The 17,576-nt window shown below is 64.2% G+C and carries 9 protein-coding genes; 6 read left to right on the forward strand and 3 right to left on the reverse strand.

All coding sequences use genetic code 11. From position 1 onward, the window contains the following. The 5 genes from hutU to NKI58_RS08895 all read left to right on the forward strand — a co-directional run bounded on the left by hutU (window position 1) and on the right by NKI58_RS08895 (window position 14,242). Window positions 1–1,671, forward strand: coding sequence for a urocanate hydratase (hutU, locus tag NKI58_RS08875; RefSeq protein ID WP_352457143.1), 1,671 nt, complete (start codon window positions 1–3; stop codon window positions 1,669–1,671). Between the two features lie 8 nt (window positions 1,672–1,679). Beyond that, window positions 1,680–2,267, forward strand: a complete 588-nt coding sequence (locus tag NKI58_RS08880; protein WP_352636819.1) for a HutD/Ves family protein — start codon at window positions 1,680–1,682, stop codon at window positions 2,265–2,267. A gap of 268 nt (window positions 2,268–2,535) precedes the next feature. Continuing rightward, window positions 2,536–11,106, forward strand: coding sequence for a glycoside hydrolase family 94 protein (locus tag NKI58_RS08885; protein ID WP_352786338.1), 8,571 nt, complete (start codon window positions 2,536–2,538; stop codon window positions 11,104–11,106). 363 nt (window positions 11,107–11,469) lie between these two features. After that, on the forward strand, window positions 11,470–13,239 hold the full coding sequence (locus tag NKI58_RS08890; RefSeq protein ID WP_352571513.1) for a glucan ABC transporter ATP-binding protein/ permease: 1,770 nt from the start codon (window positions 11,470–11,472) through the stop codon (window positions 13,237–13,239). A 250-nt stretch (window positions 13,240–13,489) separates the two neighbouring features. After that, on the forward strand, window positions 13,490–14,242 hold the full coding sequence (locus NKI58_RS08895) for a heme ABC transporter permease (RefSeq protein ID WP_352786340.1): 753 nt from the start codon (window positions 13,490–13,492) through the stop codon (window positions 14,240–14,242). A gap of 234 nt (window positions 14,243–14,476) precedes the next feature. Here the strand turns inward: NKI58_RS08895 and NKI58_RS08900 are convergent, their stop codons facing one another. Beyond that, window positions 14,477–15,535, reverse strand: coding sequence for a D-TA family PLP-dependent enzyme (locus NKI58_RS08900; RefSeq protein WP_352593181.1), 1,059 nt, complete (start codon window positions 15,533–15,535; stop codon window positions 14,477–14,479). A 145-nt stretch (window positions 15,536–15,680) separates the two neighbouring features. On the opposite strand from NKI58_RS08900, the gene NKI58_RS08905 reads away from it, so the two are divergent. Next, window positions 15,681–16,367, forward strand: coding sequence for a D-lyxose/D-mannose family sugar isomerase (locus NKI58_RS08905; protein ID WP_352457149.1), 687 nt, complete (start codon window positions 15,681–15,683; stop codon window positions 16,365–16,367). Window positions 16,368–16,407: 40 nt separating this feature from the next. Here NKI58_RS08905 and NKI58_RS08910 read toward each other — a convergent pair whose 3' ends face one another. Both NKI58_RS08910 and NKI58_RS08915 read right to left on the reverse strand, forming a co-directional pair. Beyond that, window positions 16,408–16,758, reverse strand: a complete 351-nt coding sequence (locus NKI58_RS08910; RefSeq protein ID WP_352699041.1) for a hypothetical protein — start codon at window positions 16,756–16,758, stop codon at window positions 16,408–16,410. A 17-nt stretch (window positions 16,759–16,775) separates the two neighbouring features. Next, window positions 16,776–17,564 carry an RDD family protein gene (locus tag NKI58_RS08915; RefSeq protein ID WP_352724516.1) on the reverse strand — a complete coding sequence of 263 codons (789 nt, stop codon included), beginning with the start codon at window positions 17,562–17,564 and terminating at the stop codon, window positions 16,776–16,778. Window positions 17,565–17,576: the final 12 nt, after the last annotated feature.

A 17,576-nucleotide genomic window follows, 5' to 3' on the forward strand; every position in this document is an offset into this window, starting at 1 on the left:
ATGACCGATCCTCGCCACAACATCCGTGAAGTGCGCAGCCCGCGCGGCAGCGAGCTCAACGCCCGCACCTGGCTGACGGAAGCGCCGTTGCGCATGCTGATGAACAATCTCGACCCAGACGTCGCCGAAAACCCCAACGAGTTGGTCGTCTATGGCGGCATCGGCCGGGCGGCGCGCACCTGGAACGATTTCGACCGCATCGTTGCCTCGCTGAAGACGCTTGGCGACGACGAGACGTTGTTGGTGCAATCGGGCAAGCCGGTCGGCGTGTTCCGCACTCATCCTGACGCCCCGCGCGTGCTGATCGCCAATTCCAACCTGGTGCCGCACTGGGCGACATGGGAGAAATTCAACGAGCTCGATAGAAAGGGCCTGATGATGTACGGCCAGATGACGGCCGGCTCGTGGATCTACATCGGCACGCAAGGCATCGTGCAGGGCACCTACGAGACCTTCGTCGAGGCCGGCCGCCAGCATTATGGCGGCAATCTCAGGGGCAAGTGGATCCTGACCGGCGGTCTCGGCGGCATGGGCGGTGCCCAGCCGCTCGCCGCGGTCATGGCCGGCGCCTGCTGCCTGGCCGTCGAATGCGATCCCGACCGCATCGATTTCCGGCTGCGCACCCGCTATGTCGATGAGCGCGCCGACACGCTCGACGAGGCTCTGGAAAAGATCGAGCGCTGGACCAAAGCCGGTGAGGCGAAATCGGTTGGCCTGGTCGGCAACGCCGCCGACATCCTGCCGGAACTGGTTCGGCGCGGCGTGCGCCCTGACATCGTCACCGACCAGACCTCGGCGCATGACCCGCTCAATGGCTATCTGCCCAAGGGCTGGTCGCTGGCCGAGTGGCGCGAGAAGCGCACCAGCGACCCGAAGGCCGTTGAAAGAGCTGCCCGCGCGTCGATGCGCGAGCATGTCGAGGCGATGGTGGCGTTCTGGAATGCCGGCGTGCCGACGCTCGACTACGGCAACAACATCCGCCAGGTGGCGAAGGAGGAGGGGTTCGAGAATGCTTTTGCCTTCCCGGGTTTCGTGCCGGCTTATATCCGTCCGCTGTTTTGCCGCGGCATCGGCCCGTTCCGCTGGGCAGCGCTTTCCGGCGATCCCGAGGATATCTACAAGACCGACGCCAAGGTGCGCGAGCTGACCCCCGGCAACACCCATCTGCACAACTGGCTCGACATGGCGCGTGAGCGCATCGCCTTCCAGGGCCTGCCGGCGCGCATCTGCTGGGTTGGGCTTGGCGATCGCCACCGGCTCGGCCTCGCCTTCAACGAGATGGTCGCCAGGGGCGAACTGAAGGCGCCGGTGGTCATCGGCCGCGATCACCTCGATTCCGGCTCGGTCGCCTCGCCGAACCGCGAGACGGAGGCGATGAAGGACGGCTCCGATGCCGTCTCCGACTGGCCGTTGCTCAATGCCTTGCTCAACACGGCGTCCGGCGCCACCTGGGTGTCGCTGCACCATGGCGGCGGCGTCGGCATGGGCTTTTCGCAGCATGCCGGCATGGTCATCGTCGCCGACGGCACGCCCGAGGCGGCCAAGCGCCTGGAGCGGGTTCTGTGGAACGATCCGGCGACCGGCGTCATGCGCCACGCCGATGCCGGCTATGACATCGCGATCGAGTGCGCCCGGGAGAACCAGCTCAACCTGCCCGGCATTTTGGGCTGAGTCGCGCCTTGCGCATCCTTCGGGCAGCCGAATACCGGTCGATGCCGTGGAAGAACGGCGGCGGGGTGACGACGGAGATTGCCGTCTCGCCGCCAGGTGCCGGGCTCGACGATTTCGACTGGCGCGTCTCGATGGCGCTGGTCGAGGGCGGCGGCCCATTTTCCGGATTTGCCGGCGTCGACCGGACCTTGGCGTTGCTGGAAGGCGAGGGCATGATCCTCGACATCGCCGGCCGGCTACCGGTCGAAATCACCAAGGCTTCCGCACCGCTTGCCTTTCCGGCCGACGTGCCGACGCAAGCCATGCTGATCGCCGGTCCGATCACCGACCTCAACGTCATGACCCGCCGCGCCCGGGCGATCCACACGGTCGAGCGCCTGCTGATTTCGGCTCCGACGGAGATCCAGGCCGAAGCCGATGAAACACTCATCCTGTGCGTCGACGGCGAACTCAGCGTGGCCGGCGCGGCGCCCATGCAACTTGGGCCGCTCGACGCGCTGTTGCTCGGGGCGCAAGCGCCGGAACTGCGCCTGGATCCGGTCCGGCCGGCCATGCTGTTCGTGATCCGCATCGACCGCATTGCCGGCAACGATTAACGTCTGTTTCCAAACATGATCGTGACGCCGGCCAAATATCGCGTAAGCTGGTCGCTGCATCACGAAAAAGCCTGAATCTTCCGCCGATCAGAAGCCGAAACGATGCTCATAGTGCCCGCCTGGAAGTTGTCGAAAGACGGCATCTTGTCGTGGTGCGGAAACAAAACTTTCGGCCAAGTGTTGCGATGCAACCAATTGCATTTGGACCGGTTTTAGGGACATTGCCGTGGCGGTGACGCCGCACTGCGTCCCCAACACGGAACCTTAGATGAATATCCAGACCAATCTCGCACAGATCGAAAAGACGAGCGCCAGCTTCCCGGCTGTCACCGACGTGCCGATACGCTCCAATTTCCTGCCGGAAGATCGGCTGCGCGCTTTGGGCGCAGCCCTTGCCAATGGCGACGCCAAGGACTTGTTCGGTCTGACGCCTTTCGATTTTCAGGCGCGCATCCGCGACAGCGCCAGGAAAATTCTCGATGTCTACCGTTCCACAAACGCTGCCCAGGCGAGGGGCGAAACGATCACGCCCGCGGCGCAGTGGCTGCTCGACAACAACTACCTGGTCGAGGAGACCATTTTTCAGGTCAAGCGCGACCTGCCGCGCCGCTTCTACCGCCAGTTGCCGACGCTGAAACTGTCGGATGGATCCAGCGTGCCGCGCGCACTGGCGGTCGCGTGGACCTATGTCGCCCATTCCGACAGTTCCGTCTCGTCGGCCATGTTCAAGGCGATCGTCGAAGGCTTCCAGTCCATCGAGCCGCTGAAGATTGGCGAATTATGGGCGCTGCCATCGCTGCTGCGCTTCGTCCTGATCGAGAACCTTCGCCGGATCGCGGTCCGCGTCAATCGCACGCGGGAACTGCGCCAGATCGCCAACGAGGTCGCCGACCGTGTGCTGGCGACGGACGACAGCGCCGACCGGCAGGCGATACTTTCCCACTACAGCGCCCATGCGCAGGACACCACCTTCGCCACCCAGTTGCTCTACCGGCTGCGTGACGGCTCGCAAAATGCCGGCAGGGCGCTGGAATGGTTGGAGGGCGAGCTGGAAAGGACCGGCTCCGACGCCGAGGAGATCATCCTCAGCGAGCACCACACGCTGTCAAGCGGCAACGTGACCACCGGCAACATCATCCGCGGCCTGCGCCTGATCAACGACATCGACTGGACGGTGTGGTTCGAGGGCGTCAGCCGCATCGACACCTTGCTGCGCGAACGCACCGATTTCGCCGCGCTCGATTTCTTTTCGCGCGACCAATACCGGACTGCGATCGAGGAGCTGGCGCGCCGTTCCGATCTCTCCGAATTTCGCGTTGCCGAAAGGGCGATCGAGCTCGCCGGCCATGCTGCCGATGCGCCGGGCTCCGAAAGCGGTCCGATCGCTCACACCGACGTCGGCTTCTTTCTGGTCGGCCCGCGCCGGCAGGAGCTCGAGCGGTCGATCGGCTACCGGCCGACCATCGGCAAGACGCTCAACCGGACCTTCCGCAAGACCGGATGGCTGGGCATCGTCGTGCCGGTGTTTGCGCTGACGGTCCTGCTTCTGGTCGTTTCCGGCAATGCGCTTGCCAATCTCGGCCTGTCGGTGCCGTCGATCGTCCTGATGCTGGCCCTGTTCGCGGTGCCGGCCAGCGAAGGCGCGCTCGCATTCTTCAACACCGTCGTCTCGCTGTTTTTGAAGCCGACGCGTCTCATCGGCTATGATTTCAGGCACGGTGTGCCGCCCGAGGCGCGCACGCTGGTGGTGGTGCCGTCGCTGATCGGCTCGCGCGACGATGTCGAGGAGAACATCCGCAACATCGAGGTGCACCACCTCGCCAACACGGCGGGCGAAGTCTATTTCGCGCTGCTTTCCGACTGGCCGGACTCGAAGACCGAGATCGATACGGCGGATGTCGAAATCCTCGAATTCGCCCGCGCCGAAATCGCCAGGCTGAACGCCCGCTATCCCTCGGAAGGGGCGCCGCGCTTTTATCTGCTGCATCGGCGCCGGCTCTACAACGCATCGCAAGGCGTCTGGATGGGCTGGGAGCGCAAGCGCGGCAAGCTGCACGAATTGAACCTCCTGCTACGTGGCGACAGCGACACCACCTTCCTGCCGTTGGAAGTGCCATTGCCGGAGAGCGTCGTCCACGTGATGACGCTGGACGCCGACACCCGCACCACCCGCGACGCCGTCGCTGCGCTGGCCGGCAAGCTTTGCCACCCGCTCAACCGTCCGCATTTCGATGTCGCACGGCGCGAGGTTACGGCAGGTTATTCCATCCTGCAGCCGCGTATCACCGCGTCGCTGACCAGTGGCGACGAGGCATCGTTCTTTCAGCGTGTCTTTTCCGCCAATCGCGGGCTCGATCCGTACGTCTTTGCCGTGTCGGACCTCTACCAGGACATCTTCGGCGACGGTTCCTTCACCGGCAAGGGTCTTTACCATGTCGACGCCTTCGAGGCGGCGCTGAAGGGCCGCATCGAGGAAAACACCATCCTCAGCCATGATCTGCTCGAAGGCGCCCTGGCGCGCTCGGCCTTGGTCACCGACGTCGAACTGGTCGAGGACTATCCGACCCGCTATTCGGTCGACGCGTCGCGCCACCATCGCTGGGCACGCGGCGACTGGCAGCTTCTGGGCTTCATTCTTGGCCCGCGCTCAAACGTGCCGGCGCTGTCGCGCTGGAAGATGGTGGACAATCTGCGCCGCTCGGTGACGCCGATCTTCTGGGTGATGGCCGCGATCGCCGGCTGGACGCTGCTGCCCTTCACGCAGGCCGCCCAATGGCAGGCGCTGCTGATCCTCACGCTGTTCATGGCGCCCACTTTCGACATCGTCGACGCCATCCTGCCGAAGAGCGGCGACCAGACGCCGCGCGGCCATTTCTCGGCACTGGCGCGCGACGTTGCCTTCGGCACTGCCCTGGTGGCGCTGAAGATCGTGCTGATGGCGCATCTTGCCTGGATGATGGGCGACGCGATCATCCGCACGCTCTACCGCCTGTTCGTCAGCCGCCAGAACCTGCTCGAATGGCGCACCGCCTCGCAGGCACACAAGGGCGGCGACAACGATCTCGGCTCCTATTACAGCATCATGTACGGCGCGGTGATCATCGGCGTCGTCGGCCTCGCTGTCCCGGTGCTGGCCGATTCCACCGGCGCCTTCGTCGCCTTCTTCTTTGCCTTGTTCTGGATCGGCTCGCCCGCCATCGCCTGCTGGATCAGCCGTTCGGCCGAAACCGAGGACCGCCTGCGCATATCGGCCGCTGACATCCACGCGCTGCGCACCGTGGCGCGGCGTACATGGCACTATTTCGAGACGTTCGTGACGGCCGAGCATCACAATCTGCCGCCGGATAATTTCCAGGAAAGCCCGGCCCCCGTGGTGGCGCCCCGCACCTCGCCGACCAATATCGGCGTCTACCTGCTGTCGGTGATTTCGGCACGCGATTTCGGCTGGATCAGCCTCTCCGACGCGGTCAACCGCATCGACGCGACCATGTCGACCATCGAGAGCATGCCGCGCGACCGCGGCCATCTCTTCAACTGGTATGACACCACGACCCTGAAGCCGCTCTACCCGCTGTACATTTCGGCGGTCGACAGCGGCAATCTCGCCGGCCATCTGGTGGCCGTGGCCGCTGCCTGCGCCGAATGGGCCGAAGCGCCGTCGGTGCATGTGCAGGGCGACTTCGAAGGCATCCTCGACACCGTCACCATCCTCGACGAAAGCCTTGAGGAACTGCCCGACGACCGGCGTCAATTGCGGCCCTTGCGCCAGCGGCTCGCCGACCGTCTCGACGGCATGCGGCGGGCGGTGGAATTGATCAAGGCGCAGCCGGAGATGGCGTCGATCCGCACCATCAACCTGGCCGTCCTGGCCGGCGAGATACGCAAGCTCGCGACAGCCATCCATACCGAGGCCGCGTCGACCCAGAGCGACACCATCGCCGATTGGGCGGCCAGGCTCGAAGCCACCTGCGAGGCGCATGTGCACGATGCGCACAGCGACGAAAACGCGGTCGCGGCGTTGCGGGCCAAGCTTCTGACCTTGCGCGAGCGCACGCGCCGCTTCGCCTTCGAGATGGATTTCTCGTTCCTGATGCGGCCCGAGCGCAAGCTCCTGTCGATCGGTTACCGGGTCGAGGAGCATCAGCTCGACGAAAGCTGCTACGACCTTTTGGCCTCCGAGGCGCGGCTGACCAGCCTGTTCGCTATCGCCAAGGGCGATTTGCCGACCGAGCACTGGTTCCGGCTCGGCCGGCCGATCGTCGAGATCGGCTTCCAGGGCGCACTGATGTCCTGGTCCGGCTCGATGTTCGAATATCTGATGCCGCCGCTGGTGATGAAGGAGCCGCAAGGCAGCATTCTCAACCAGACCAGCAAGCTCATCATCAAGCGCCAGATCCAGTATGGCCGTTCGAAGAACGTTCCCTGGGGGATTTCGGAAGCGGCCTACAACGCCCGCGACCGCGAGCTAACCTATCAGTACACCAATTTCGGCGTGCCCGGGCTCGGCCTGAAGCGCGGCCTTGGCCAAAACACGGTGATCGCGCCTTACGCGACCGTGCTGGCAGCGCAGTTCACGCCGCATGAATCCGTCCAGAACCTGGCCAAGCTCAGGCGGCTGGGCGCACTGGGCCGGCACGGTTTTTACGACGCGGTGGATTTCACGCCGCAACGCGTTCCCGAGGGCACCGACCACGCCGTCGTGCTCAACTACATGGCCCACCACTCCGGCATGTCGATTGCCGCAGTTGCCGATGCGATCTTCGAAGGGCGCCTGCGCGACCGCTTCCACAGCGATCCGGTGATCGAGTCGGCCGAATTGCTGCTGCAGGAAAGGGCGCCGCGCGACATCCCGACTGCGACCGTCAGGACCGAGGCCGACGAGCGCTCGAAGGACGAGACCGAGCTGGAAAGCCCGGACACCCGCATCGTGCTCGATCCGCTCAGGGCGCTCCGCTCGACCAGTGTCATGTCCAATGGCCGCTATTCGGTCATGGTGACCGCCACCGGCTCCGGGTACAGCCGCTGGGGCGAACTTGCCGTCACGCGCTGGCAGCCGGATCCGACCGAGGACCGCCTTGGTTCCTATATTTTCCTGCGCGACGCCAGCAACGGCGACTGGTGGTCGGCCACCGCCGAGCCGAAGCGCGCCGCCGGCGAGCGTGCGCAGACGCTGTTCTCCGACGACAAGGCGAGCTTCGTCAAATCGATTGGATCGCTGCGTTCGGAAGTCGAGTGCATCGTCATCTCGGAAGGCAATGGTGAGGGCCGACGGGTGACGCTCCACAATGATGGCCCCGCCGACCGGCATATCGAAGTAACCTCGTTTGCCGAACTGGTGCTGGGCTCCGAGCCCTCGGATAATGCCCATCCGGCTTTTTCGAAGATGTTCGTGGAAACCGAGATCGCGCCGAACAACGGCGCGATCTTCGCCACTAGGGGCAAGCGCCAAAAGGACGAACCCGACGTCACCATAGTGCATTTCGTCACCGACCCGTCTGGATCGGCGCGAGACGCCGAGGCGGAAACCGACAGGCGCGCCTTCATCGGCCGCGGCCGCACCATCACCGAAGCGGCGGCCTTTGATCCCGGCGCCAAGCTTGGCGGCCATTCCGGCTTCACCCTGGACCCGATCGCATCGCTTCGCCGGCAGGTGCGCGTGCCGGCCAACAAGAAGATTTCGCTGACGTTCTGGACAGTCGTCGGTACCCATCGCGCCGAATTGGATGCCGCCATCGCACGGCTCGACCATCCCGAAAGCTTCGCCCGCCAGGCGATGCTGGCCTGGACGCGGTCGCAGGTGCAGACCCGGCACCTTGGCCTCAGCCTGTCCGACGCCGCCAATGTGCAGAAGCTGGCGCGCTATCTGATCTATCCCGATCCGTTCCTGCGCCTTCCGGGCGAATCCATCGTCTCCGGGCTCGGCAGGCAGTCCAGCCTGTGGCCGACCAGCATATCCGGCGATTTTCCGATTTTCCTGGTCAGGATCGCCGATGTCGCCGATCTGGAGATCGTCGCCCAGGCGCTTCGCTTCCAGGAATACATGCGCGCTCGCGGCATGATGATCGATTTTGTCGTCGTCAACGAGCAGGCGTCTTCCTACGTGCAGGACCTGCAGCGCGCGGTGGAGACGCTGTGCGAAAACAGCCGGTTGCGCGGCAAGGAGCTCGGACCCCGCCAGCACATTTTCGCGGTGCGCCGCGATCTGATGGAGGAAACGACCTACAGGACCTTGCTCGCCGTCGCTCGGGTGGTGCTGCATACGCGCAACGGCACCATCTTCGACCAGATCGAGCGCGCCGAGGCCGCGGCACTGCAGGCGCGGGACGCCGCCCTCCAGCCGGCAGACCTTGCAGCGCTTCGCGAGCCGTCCTTGCCGGTGCCGACGTCGCAAGCATCTGCCGCCCAGGCACTGATCGAGGGCCGCGTCGACGGCAGCGGGCTCGACCAATGGAACGGTTTCGGCGGCTTCGACGGCGACGGACGCCACTACGTCGTGCGTCTTGCCGGCCGGCGCACGACGCCGCAGCCGTGGATCAACGTCATCTCCAACCCATCGTTCGGGTTCCACATTTCGGCTGAAGGCGCTGCCTTCACCTGGAGCCGCAACAGCCGCGACTATCAGTTGACGCCATGGTCAAACGATCCGGTCACCAATCGGCCGGGCGAGGGCATCTATATCTACGATCATGCCAGTGGCAGGGCGTTCTCGCCAATGGCTGCCGTGGTGCGTGATCCGACAATGACCTACGAAACCTGGCACGGGCAGGGTTTTTCGACGTTCCGCTCAAAACGCGGGCCGCTGTCGATGGACCTGACCCATGTTGTCGATCCCGTCGATCCGGTGAAGATATCGCGGCTGCGCATCCAGAATTCGGGTTCGGTGCCGATGCGGCTGCGCGTCTACGCCTATGCGGAATGGGTTCTTGGCGGCCATCGCTCGCGCACCGCTGCAAGCATCGTTCCGTCGAGGGATGCCGCAACCGGCGCATTGCTGGCGCAAAATCCCTATGGGCTCGATTTCGGCGAGCGGATCGCCTTTCTGGCCGCCGACGGTGCTGTGCATTCGGTCACCGCCGATCGCGGCGAGTTCATCGGCAGGCAAGGCACGAGCGAGTTTCCGCATGCCGTGCTGAGCGGCGCCGGCCTGTCCGGCCGTGTCGAGGCCGGCGACGATCCCTGCGCGGCCATCGCACGCGACATCGACATCGCTGCCGGCGGCGACGTCACGCTGCTCTGGCTGCTCGGCGACGCGGCCTCGCCCGAGGCGGCCAGCGCGCTGGTGCAGACCCATCGCTCAAGGGATTTCGATCAGCGGCTGGCCGACAACGAGCGCACATGGCGCGGCTTTCTCGACACAATCCAGGTCGAGACGCCGGACAAGGCACTCGACGCTATGGTCAATCACTGGCTGCCCTATCAGAGCCTGGCCTGCCGCATCCGTGCCCGCTCTGCGTTCTATCAGGCGAGCGGTGCCTTCGGCTTCCGCGATCAGTTGCAGGATACCTTGGCTTTGCTGGCGCATGACCCCAAGCTGGCGCGTGATCAGATCCTCAATGCGGCGCGGCGGCAATTCCCCGAAGGCGACGTGCAGCATTGGTGGCTGCCGCGCACCGAGGCCGGCGTCCGCACCATGATCTCGGACGACGTGGTCTGGCTGGCCCACGCCACGGCCCGTTACCTGCTGGTGACAGGCGACACCGCGATCCTGAAGGAGCAACTGCCCTTCATCGAAGGGCAGGCGCTGGGCGAAGGCGAGCACGATGCTTTCTTCATCCCGGAAATCTCGAAGAAGACAGCCTCGCTCTATGACCATTGCGCGCGGGCGCTCGATCTTGCCGTCAAGCGCAGCAGCCCGGCCGGGCTGCCGCTGATCCTCGGCGGCGACTGGAATGACGGCATGAACCGCGTCGGCGAGCACGGCAAGGGCGAGAGCGTGTGGCTGGGCTGGTTCCTGCTGAAGACGCTGGGCGACTTTGCCGCCGTCGCCAAGGCGGAGCGCGATGCCAAGCGCGTGCAGGCCTGGACGAAGCACGCCGAGGTGCTGAAACGGGCGCTGGAAAGCACCGCCTGGGATGGCGAGTGGTATCGGCGCGGCAGCTTCGACGACGGCACGCCGCTCGGCTCGCGCAAGTCGGACGAGTGCAAGATCGACTCGATCGCCCAGTCCTGGAGCGTGCTTTCGGGCGAGGGCGACCCGGCGCGGTCGACCACGGCAATGGCGCAGGCGATGAAAGCGCTCGTCGACGACGACCTCAAGATCGCCAAACTGTTCACCCCGCCCTTCTCGAAGACGGGAAAGGACCCGGGCTACATCAAGAGCTATCCGCCGGGGGTCCGTGAAAACGGCGGCCAATACACGCACGCGGCAACATGGTTCGTCATTGCGCTAGCCGAGATGGGTCGCACCGACGATGCCTACCGTTGCCTTTCAATGCTCAATCCGGTCAACCATGCGCTCGACGAAGCCGCGGCAGAGCGCTACCGCGTGGAACCTTATGTCGTCGCGGCCGACGTTTATTCCGGGCAAGACAAGGGCGGCCGAGGCGGCTGGACCTGGTATACCGGGTCGGCGGGCTGGCTTTATCGAGCTGCGGTCGAGAGCATTCTCGGCATAGAGCGCCGCGGACAGCGCCTCCAGTTCACGCCGAGACTTCCTAGCCATTGGGACGGCTATTCGGCAACCCTGAAGATGCTGGGCGCCGAGATCAAAGTACGCGTCGTCCGCGACAAAAAGGCCCGGGCCATCTCACTTGAAGTGAATGGCACGAAGACCAAATCTTCGTCCTTCGAGCCAAAAGCCGGAGATAGTGCCGAGGTGGTCGTCAGAATACCGGCCTAGATTCAAGGCTTGGAGCGTCGCTTAGCGTTCCCAGGGGCACGCACGGGCGCTCCAAGTGCATCTACCGGTTATATTTGCGTTTGACCTTGCTGAATGCCTGCACACGACTTTAGACGTCGTGCCCAGGGTCTTGCTGATTAAAATTGTGGCAGTGCTTTCCATCTGCCATGATTTTGCCGCAACGCTGACATTTCACCTTTTATCTCAAACTGTTAGACGATCACGGCAAATTTCGAAGCGTCGTCATCTTTTGTTCGCGGAATGGGAACGGAAGAGCTAGACGAGCATTGTTTTGCGACGCGTCAACCGATACGAGTCAAAAAATGACGCACTGCACCATAAATAATTGGCGGAGTAGCTGAAGTGTCACTTCTGCAAATCTACTGGCGGGCCCTTGGTTATCTCGCTGCCGACAGGAAACGCGTTGCGTTTATCTGCGGGGCGAATGTCGCGCTTGCCATTATCGCCATTCTCGAGCCGATCATGTTCGGCCGGGTGATCGATGCCATTTCGGACCGCGGCTCGGTATTCGCGACACTCGCAATGTGGGCCGGCCTCGGCGCGTTCAACATCATCGCCTTCGTGCTGGTGGCGCGCGGCGCCGACCGCTTTGCCCACCAGCGGCGCAGCGAGGTTCTTTGCCAGTCGTTCGAGCGCGTGATCACCATGCCGCTTGCCTGGCATCATCAGCGCGGCACCTCCAATTCCCTGCACACGCTCCTGCGCGCGGTCGAGACCTTGTTCAGCCTCTGGCTGGAATTCATGCGGCAGCATCTGTCGACCGCGGTTGCGTTGGTCCTGTTGGTGCCCACCGCGCTCAGCATGGATATCCGCATGTCGATGGTGCTGCTGGCGCTTGGCGCGCTCTATGTCGGCATCGGACGGCTGGTGATGCGGCGCACCAAGGAAGGCCAGGCGGCCGTGGAGCGGCACTACCACAAGGTATTTGCGCATGTGACCGACTCGGTCAGCAACGTCGCCGTCCTGCAAAGCTACAACCGCATCGGCCATGAGACCGAGGCGCTGAAGCGCTACGTCAAGAACCTGCTCGACGCACAGAATCCGGTGCTCGACTGGTGGGCGATGGCCAACGCGCTGCACCGCCTGTCGTCGACGATTTCGATGATGGTGGTGCTCTTGATTGGCGCCTATCTGGTGACGCACGGCCAGTTGCGCATCGGCGACGTCATCGCCTTTACCGGCTTTGCCACGCTGCTGATTGCCCGGCTCGACCAGATGTCGGCCTTCGCCAACCAGATTTCCGAGGCGCGCGCCAAGCTCGAGGAATTCTATCATCTCGAGGACTCTGCATCCGACGCCGCCGAGCCCGATGGGCTGCGCGAGCTCGTCAACGTCACCGGTCATGTGCGTTTCGAGAATGTCTGCTTCGAGTTCGGCAATTCCGGGCAGGGCGTCGACGACGCGTCGTTCGAGGTCCAGGCCGGCCAGACCGTCGCCATCGTCGGCCCGACGGGCGCCGGCAAGACGACGCTCATCAACCTTCTGCAGCGCGTCTTCACGCCGTCCGGCGGACGCATCCTGATCGACGGCATCGATACCCGCACGGTGACCCGCAAGTCGCTGCGCCATTCGATCGCCACCGTCTTCCAGGATGCCGGCCTGCTCAACCGCTCGATCGAGGACAACATCCGCGTCGGCCGCGCGGAGGCGAGCTATGACGAGGTCCATGCCGCGGCCAATGCCGCCGCCGCGCAGGATTTCATCCTGTCAAAGTGCGAGGGCTACGACACGGTCGTCGGCGAACGCGGCGGACAGCTGTCCGGTGGCGAGCGCCAGCGCATCGCGATCGCCCGCGCCGTGCTGAAGGACGCGCCCATCCTGGTTCTCGACGAGGCGACCAGCGCGCTCGACGTCGAGACGGAAGACCGCGTCAAGGACGCCATCGACGAACTGCGGCGCGGCCGCACCACCTTCATCATCGCCCACCGCCTGACCACCGTTCGCGACGCCGATCTGGTCGTGTTCATGGACAAGGGCCGGGTGGTCGAGATGGGCGGGTTCACCGAACTGTCGCTGCGCAACGGTCGCTTCGCCAGCCTGCTGCGCGCCGGCGGCCTGCTCAACGACGAGGAGGTCCGCCGCCTCAGCCGTCCGGTGAACGAAGCCGCCTGAGCAGCGCGGCTTGCCTTCTCCCCTTGCGGGAGAAGGTGGCCTCGCGAAGCGAGGTCGGATGAGGGGTGCTCCGGCTTGGCGCAAATCTTCATCCAAAATCCAGACTTCGGCGCACGGCGATCATTGGCGCCTCACTCCGTCCAGCCGGCTCGACGCTACGCGCCGATCCACCTTCTCCCGCAAGGGGAGAAGGGAAGACGTACCGCCGCCGCGGTTGCCGCAACTCCGCCGGCGGTCTATGTAAGGCGGCATGAGCGACACGACTTCACGCCTCTCCGGCTGGATGGACCTTGCCAACCCGACGCGGTTCGTCGGGCTGGCCGACAAGGTCGTGCCGTGGCTGGCGAGCGTTGCCGCCATCCTCCTCGCTGTCGGCCTCTATATGAGCTTCACGGCGCCCGAGGACTTCCAGCAAGGCATCACCGTTCGCATCATGTATATCCACGTGCCTTTCGCCTGGCTTGCCATGATGTGCTACACGCTGATGGCGGTCTCGGCACTGGGCACGCTGGTCTGGCGCCATCCGCTGGCCGACGTGGCGCTGAAATCGGCGGCACCCATCGGCGCCGTCTTCACCGCCCTTGCACTGATCACCGGTTCGATCTGGGGCAAGCCGATGTGGGGCACCTGGTGGGTGTGGGACGCGCGGCTGACGTCGGTGTTCATCCTGTTCCTGATGTATCTCGGCATCATCGCGCTGACCCGCGCGCTCGACGATGCCGGGCGTGCCGCCTGGGCCGCCGCCATCATCACCCTGGTCGGCTTCATCAACATTCCGATCATCAAATTTTCGGTCGACTGGTGGAACACGCTGCATCAGCCGGCGTCGGTGTTCCGGCTCGGCGGCCCGACCATCGACCCAAGCCTGTTGTGGCCATTGCTGGTGATGGCACTCGGCTTCACCGTGCTTTTCTTCGCGCTGCACCTAACGGCGATGCGCACCGAGATCTGGCGCCGCCGCGTCATTTCGATGCGCCGGGTTGCCGCGAGGCAGGCTAACTGACCGCCGTCGAGTTCCTTCGCGCCCCCCTCTGTCCTGCCGGACATCTCCCCCTCTAGTGGGGAGATTGAATGTCACGTATCGTTTCGCCAATCGCGAATGTTGAAAGAGAGGCGCTACCGGCGAAGCTACCGATCTCCCCCCTTGAGGGGGAGATGGCCGGCAGGCCAGAGGGGGGCGCTGTCCCTCCAGCGTTTGAAGGATTTTGTACCTGAAGCGCACGCGCTCCAGCTGGACTCACCCCATCCGCCCGCGTGCTGCCACCGGCAGCGTCTCCAACACCTTGTCGCCTTCGATCAGATGCACCTCGTCGAACAGGTTGGTGACGACGCAGCAATGGTCGGGCACGACGCGCACGCGCTCGCCGATGCGAAGCTCGGCGCCGCCTGACAGCGTGACGTTGCCGTGCTCTTCGCTGAGGCTGGTCACCCTTGCGCCTGAAATGCCCAGCAGCTCGCCGAAATCGGCGAGCCCCAGCGTATCGCTGGACAGGGCCTTGCTGCCGGCGTCGAGGATGGCGCGTGTCGGCGTTGGGTGGCTGACCACCGTCGACAGCACCGTCAGTGCGCAATCGTCGAGGCTGCCGACGCCTTTGGTGACCTGGTAGCGGTCGAGATAGATGTAGGTGCCGGGCCGGTATTCGGTAACGACGCTATGCTCGCCGGAACGCCACATATCGGGTGTGCCGCCGCTGGAGATGCGCTCGCAAGCAAGGCCGGCTGCGGCAAGTGCTTGCTGCGCATCGGCGAGCCACGCCTCGGTCTCGGCGGCGCGGCCAGCCCCCGGGTAGGTCATCAAGCCGCCGAAGACGAGCCCCCGGACCTTGTCGATCTCGCTCGCCAGCGCGACTGCCTCGCCGGCCGACTGCACACCGCAGCGGCCCATGCCGGTGTCGCATTCGACCAGCACCGGCAGGCGGTGGCCGGGATCGGTAAAGGTGGCGGCAAGTCCCATGAGCGTGTCCATGCTGTCCGTTGTCACCGACAGGGTTACGCGGCCGTGCAGCGCCTTGAGGCGCTCCAGCTTGGCCCGCCCGAGGATATTGTAGGGCAGAAAGATGTCGGTCAGTCCGGCGTCGGCCATGACCTCGGCCTCGCCGATCTTCTGGCAGGTGATGCCGACGGCGCCGGCCGCGATCTGCTTCTTTGCCCAGTAGGGCAGTTTGTGGGTCTTGATGTGCGGCCTGAGCTTCAGCCCGTGCCGGTCGGCATGGGCCTGCGCCCGCGCGATATTGGCTTCGGCGCGGCCGGCATCGATCAGGATCGCCGGCGTATCGAGGTCGTCTATGCTGCGCATGGTCTCACCATCGGAAAATTGGTTGACCTTATGGCCCTGATCGGACCGCATGTCATGGGGCCAGCGACAGCAGTTTGCATCGACACCGGATGGGCGTTCGGCTATGCGGTTAGCGCTTGGAACGCGACGGGAAGGAACCACGACCATGAAACGCTCCGCCATCAACGACATCATCCGCGACGCCGACGCCTTCATCCGCTCTTTCGGCTACATCATGCCGCCCTTCGCCTACTGGACCCCCGAAGAGATGAAGGCGCGTCGGCAGGATTCGTCGGCAATCTTCTCCTCCCGGCTCGGCTGGGACATCACCGACTACGGCCAGGAGAAATTCGACGAGCTCGGCCTGTTCCTGTTCACCGTCCGCAACGGCCGCTACGAGGACATGAAGAAGGGCATGGGCATGCTCTATGCCGAAAAGATCATGATCTCGCGCAAGGACCAGTTGTCGCCGATGCATCGCCACAACATCAAGGCCGAGGACATCATCAACCGCGGCGGCGGCAAACTGGTGCTGGAGCTGTTCATGCATGATCGCGATGGCGGCATCGATCCGAAGGCCGAAGTATCGGTGCCTGTCGACGGAACCATCCACAGACTACCTGCGGGTGGGCTCCTGAAGCTCGACCCAGGCCAGAGCGTCACTTTGCTGCCGGGTGTCTGGCATGCCTTCTGGGCCGAGGGCAAGGACGTGCTGATCGGCGAGGTTTCGACCGTCAACGACGATCTCACCGACAATGTCTTTCGCGAACCAATCGGCCGCTTCGCGGACATCGACGAGGACACAGCACCGCTGCACCTGCTGGTGTCCGATTATGAGAAGTGGGTGGGGTAGGGGAGGCGGTGGCGCTGGTTGGAAATGCCGGAACCGATAGCTAGGAGTCCCAATTCAGCTGCTGCAAAAATGTCCGAATACCGATTGTGCTGTCACTGAATTCGCTCGTGCTGTGCAGTGAAAAAACGATATCCACCGTGGGCGGCGCTTCTATTCTCGCTATTATTAGGCGCACTCCGTCATCTAGGATCTCAATGCCCGTTTCTCGTTTCCAATTTCCTCCCACTTGCTGAAGTCGGGGGGAGGAATCGTCGAATTGCTCTCGCATCGATTCGTCGTTTGGAAAGGGAGTGTCGGTGAGGCTGCTGAATTCTTCCCAGGACCCAGAGACCGCCGCCTGAATTGCGCGATCTATCCTGGATTCCTCAGTCGCGCTAATTTTGACCTGCATCCCGTCCCCCCTCCGGTCTACCGCGCATGCTTGTCGGCTCTGCGGTTGCCCAGCAGCAGCTTGCGTTCGAGATGCGCCCGTAGCTCGCCGTAGTAAGCCGTCAGGAACGGGCGCGGGTCATGGGCTTGGGGTGCTGCGCCGATCTTGCGTGCGATCGTTTCGGCAACCGTCCGCAGGGCGAAATAGTCGTCGCGGCGCAGCACCTCCTCCAGCTTGTGGAGTTCGGCAATCCCGTAGGCATCGAGCTGGGCGTGGCTGAACCGGAAGGCGCCGGCCGCCGGATCCTGCCGTGCCGACAGGTCTTCAAGCAAGGCGCGCTTCGGCGCCTCGACCACCCAGGTCCCCGCCAACAGGTCGCCGATCCGCATGCGGTCTCGATTGAACAGCGGGAACAAGGCAAACAGCAGCGCCCACACCAGTCCGAACACCGTCGTCAGCGTGTCGGCGAGGTCGGTCCCGCTGCGTCCAACGATGATCGACAGCGGCAGGAACACCTCGATCTCGCGCATCAGGTTGCGGGCGATGACCTGGTCGATCGACAGGCCGTCTCCGCTGCGCGACGCGACCCGGATGCCGACGATCCGCTTGCCGGGCGTAGCCGCGCGCCGGCCCGCTTCGAAAACGATGAAGTAGGCGTTGCGCAGAAAGAAGATCAGGATGATCCAGACGACGAAGAGCGGCTGAAATCCCTCGCTGCCAAGGCCTCCCACCCCGAACAGCGCGACGATCGTGATCACGATTGCAGCCACGGCGATGAACACGATGTCGAGCAGGAAGGCGGAGGCCCGCGTGCCGGCGTCGGCCAACTTTATCCGGAG

Origin of the sequence: Mesorhizobium sp. M0522 (genome assembly GCF_040321085.1) — a bacterium.
In the GTDB taxonomy this organism is placed as follows: Bacteria; Pseudomonadota; Alphaproteobacteria; order Rhizobiales; family Rhizobiaceae; genus Mesorhizobium.

Coding starts and splice junctions, on each gene's coding strand:
- NKI58_RS08910 (WP_352699041.1), bottom strand. CDS start 16,758: ATGCAGGTCAAAATTAGCGCGACTGAGGAATCCAGGATAGATCGCGCA.
- NKI58_RS08895 (WP_352786340.1), top strand. CDS start 13,490: ATGAGCGACACGACTTCACGCCTCTCCGGCTGGATGGACCTTGCCAAC.
- NKI58_RS08885 (WP_352786338.1), top strand. CDS start 2,536: ATGAATATCCAGACCAATCTCGCACAGATCGAAAAGACGAGCGCCAGC.
- hutU (WP_352457143.1), top strand. CDS start 1: ATGACCGATCCTCGCCACAACATCCGTGAAGTGCGCAGCCCGCGCGGC.
- NKI58_RS08900 (WP_352593181.1), bottom strand. CDS start 15,535: ATGCGCAGCATAGACGACCTCGATACGCCGGCGATCCTGATCGATGCC.
- NKI58_RS08905 (WP_352457149.1), top strand. CDS start 15,681: ATGAAACGCTCCGCCATCAACGACATCATCCGCGACGCCGACGCCTTC.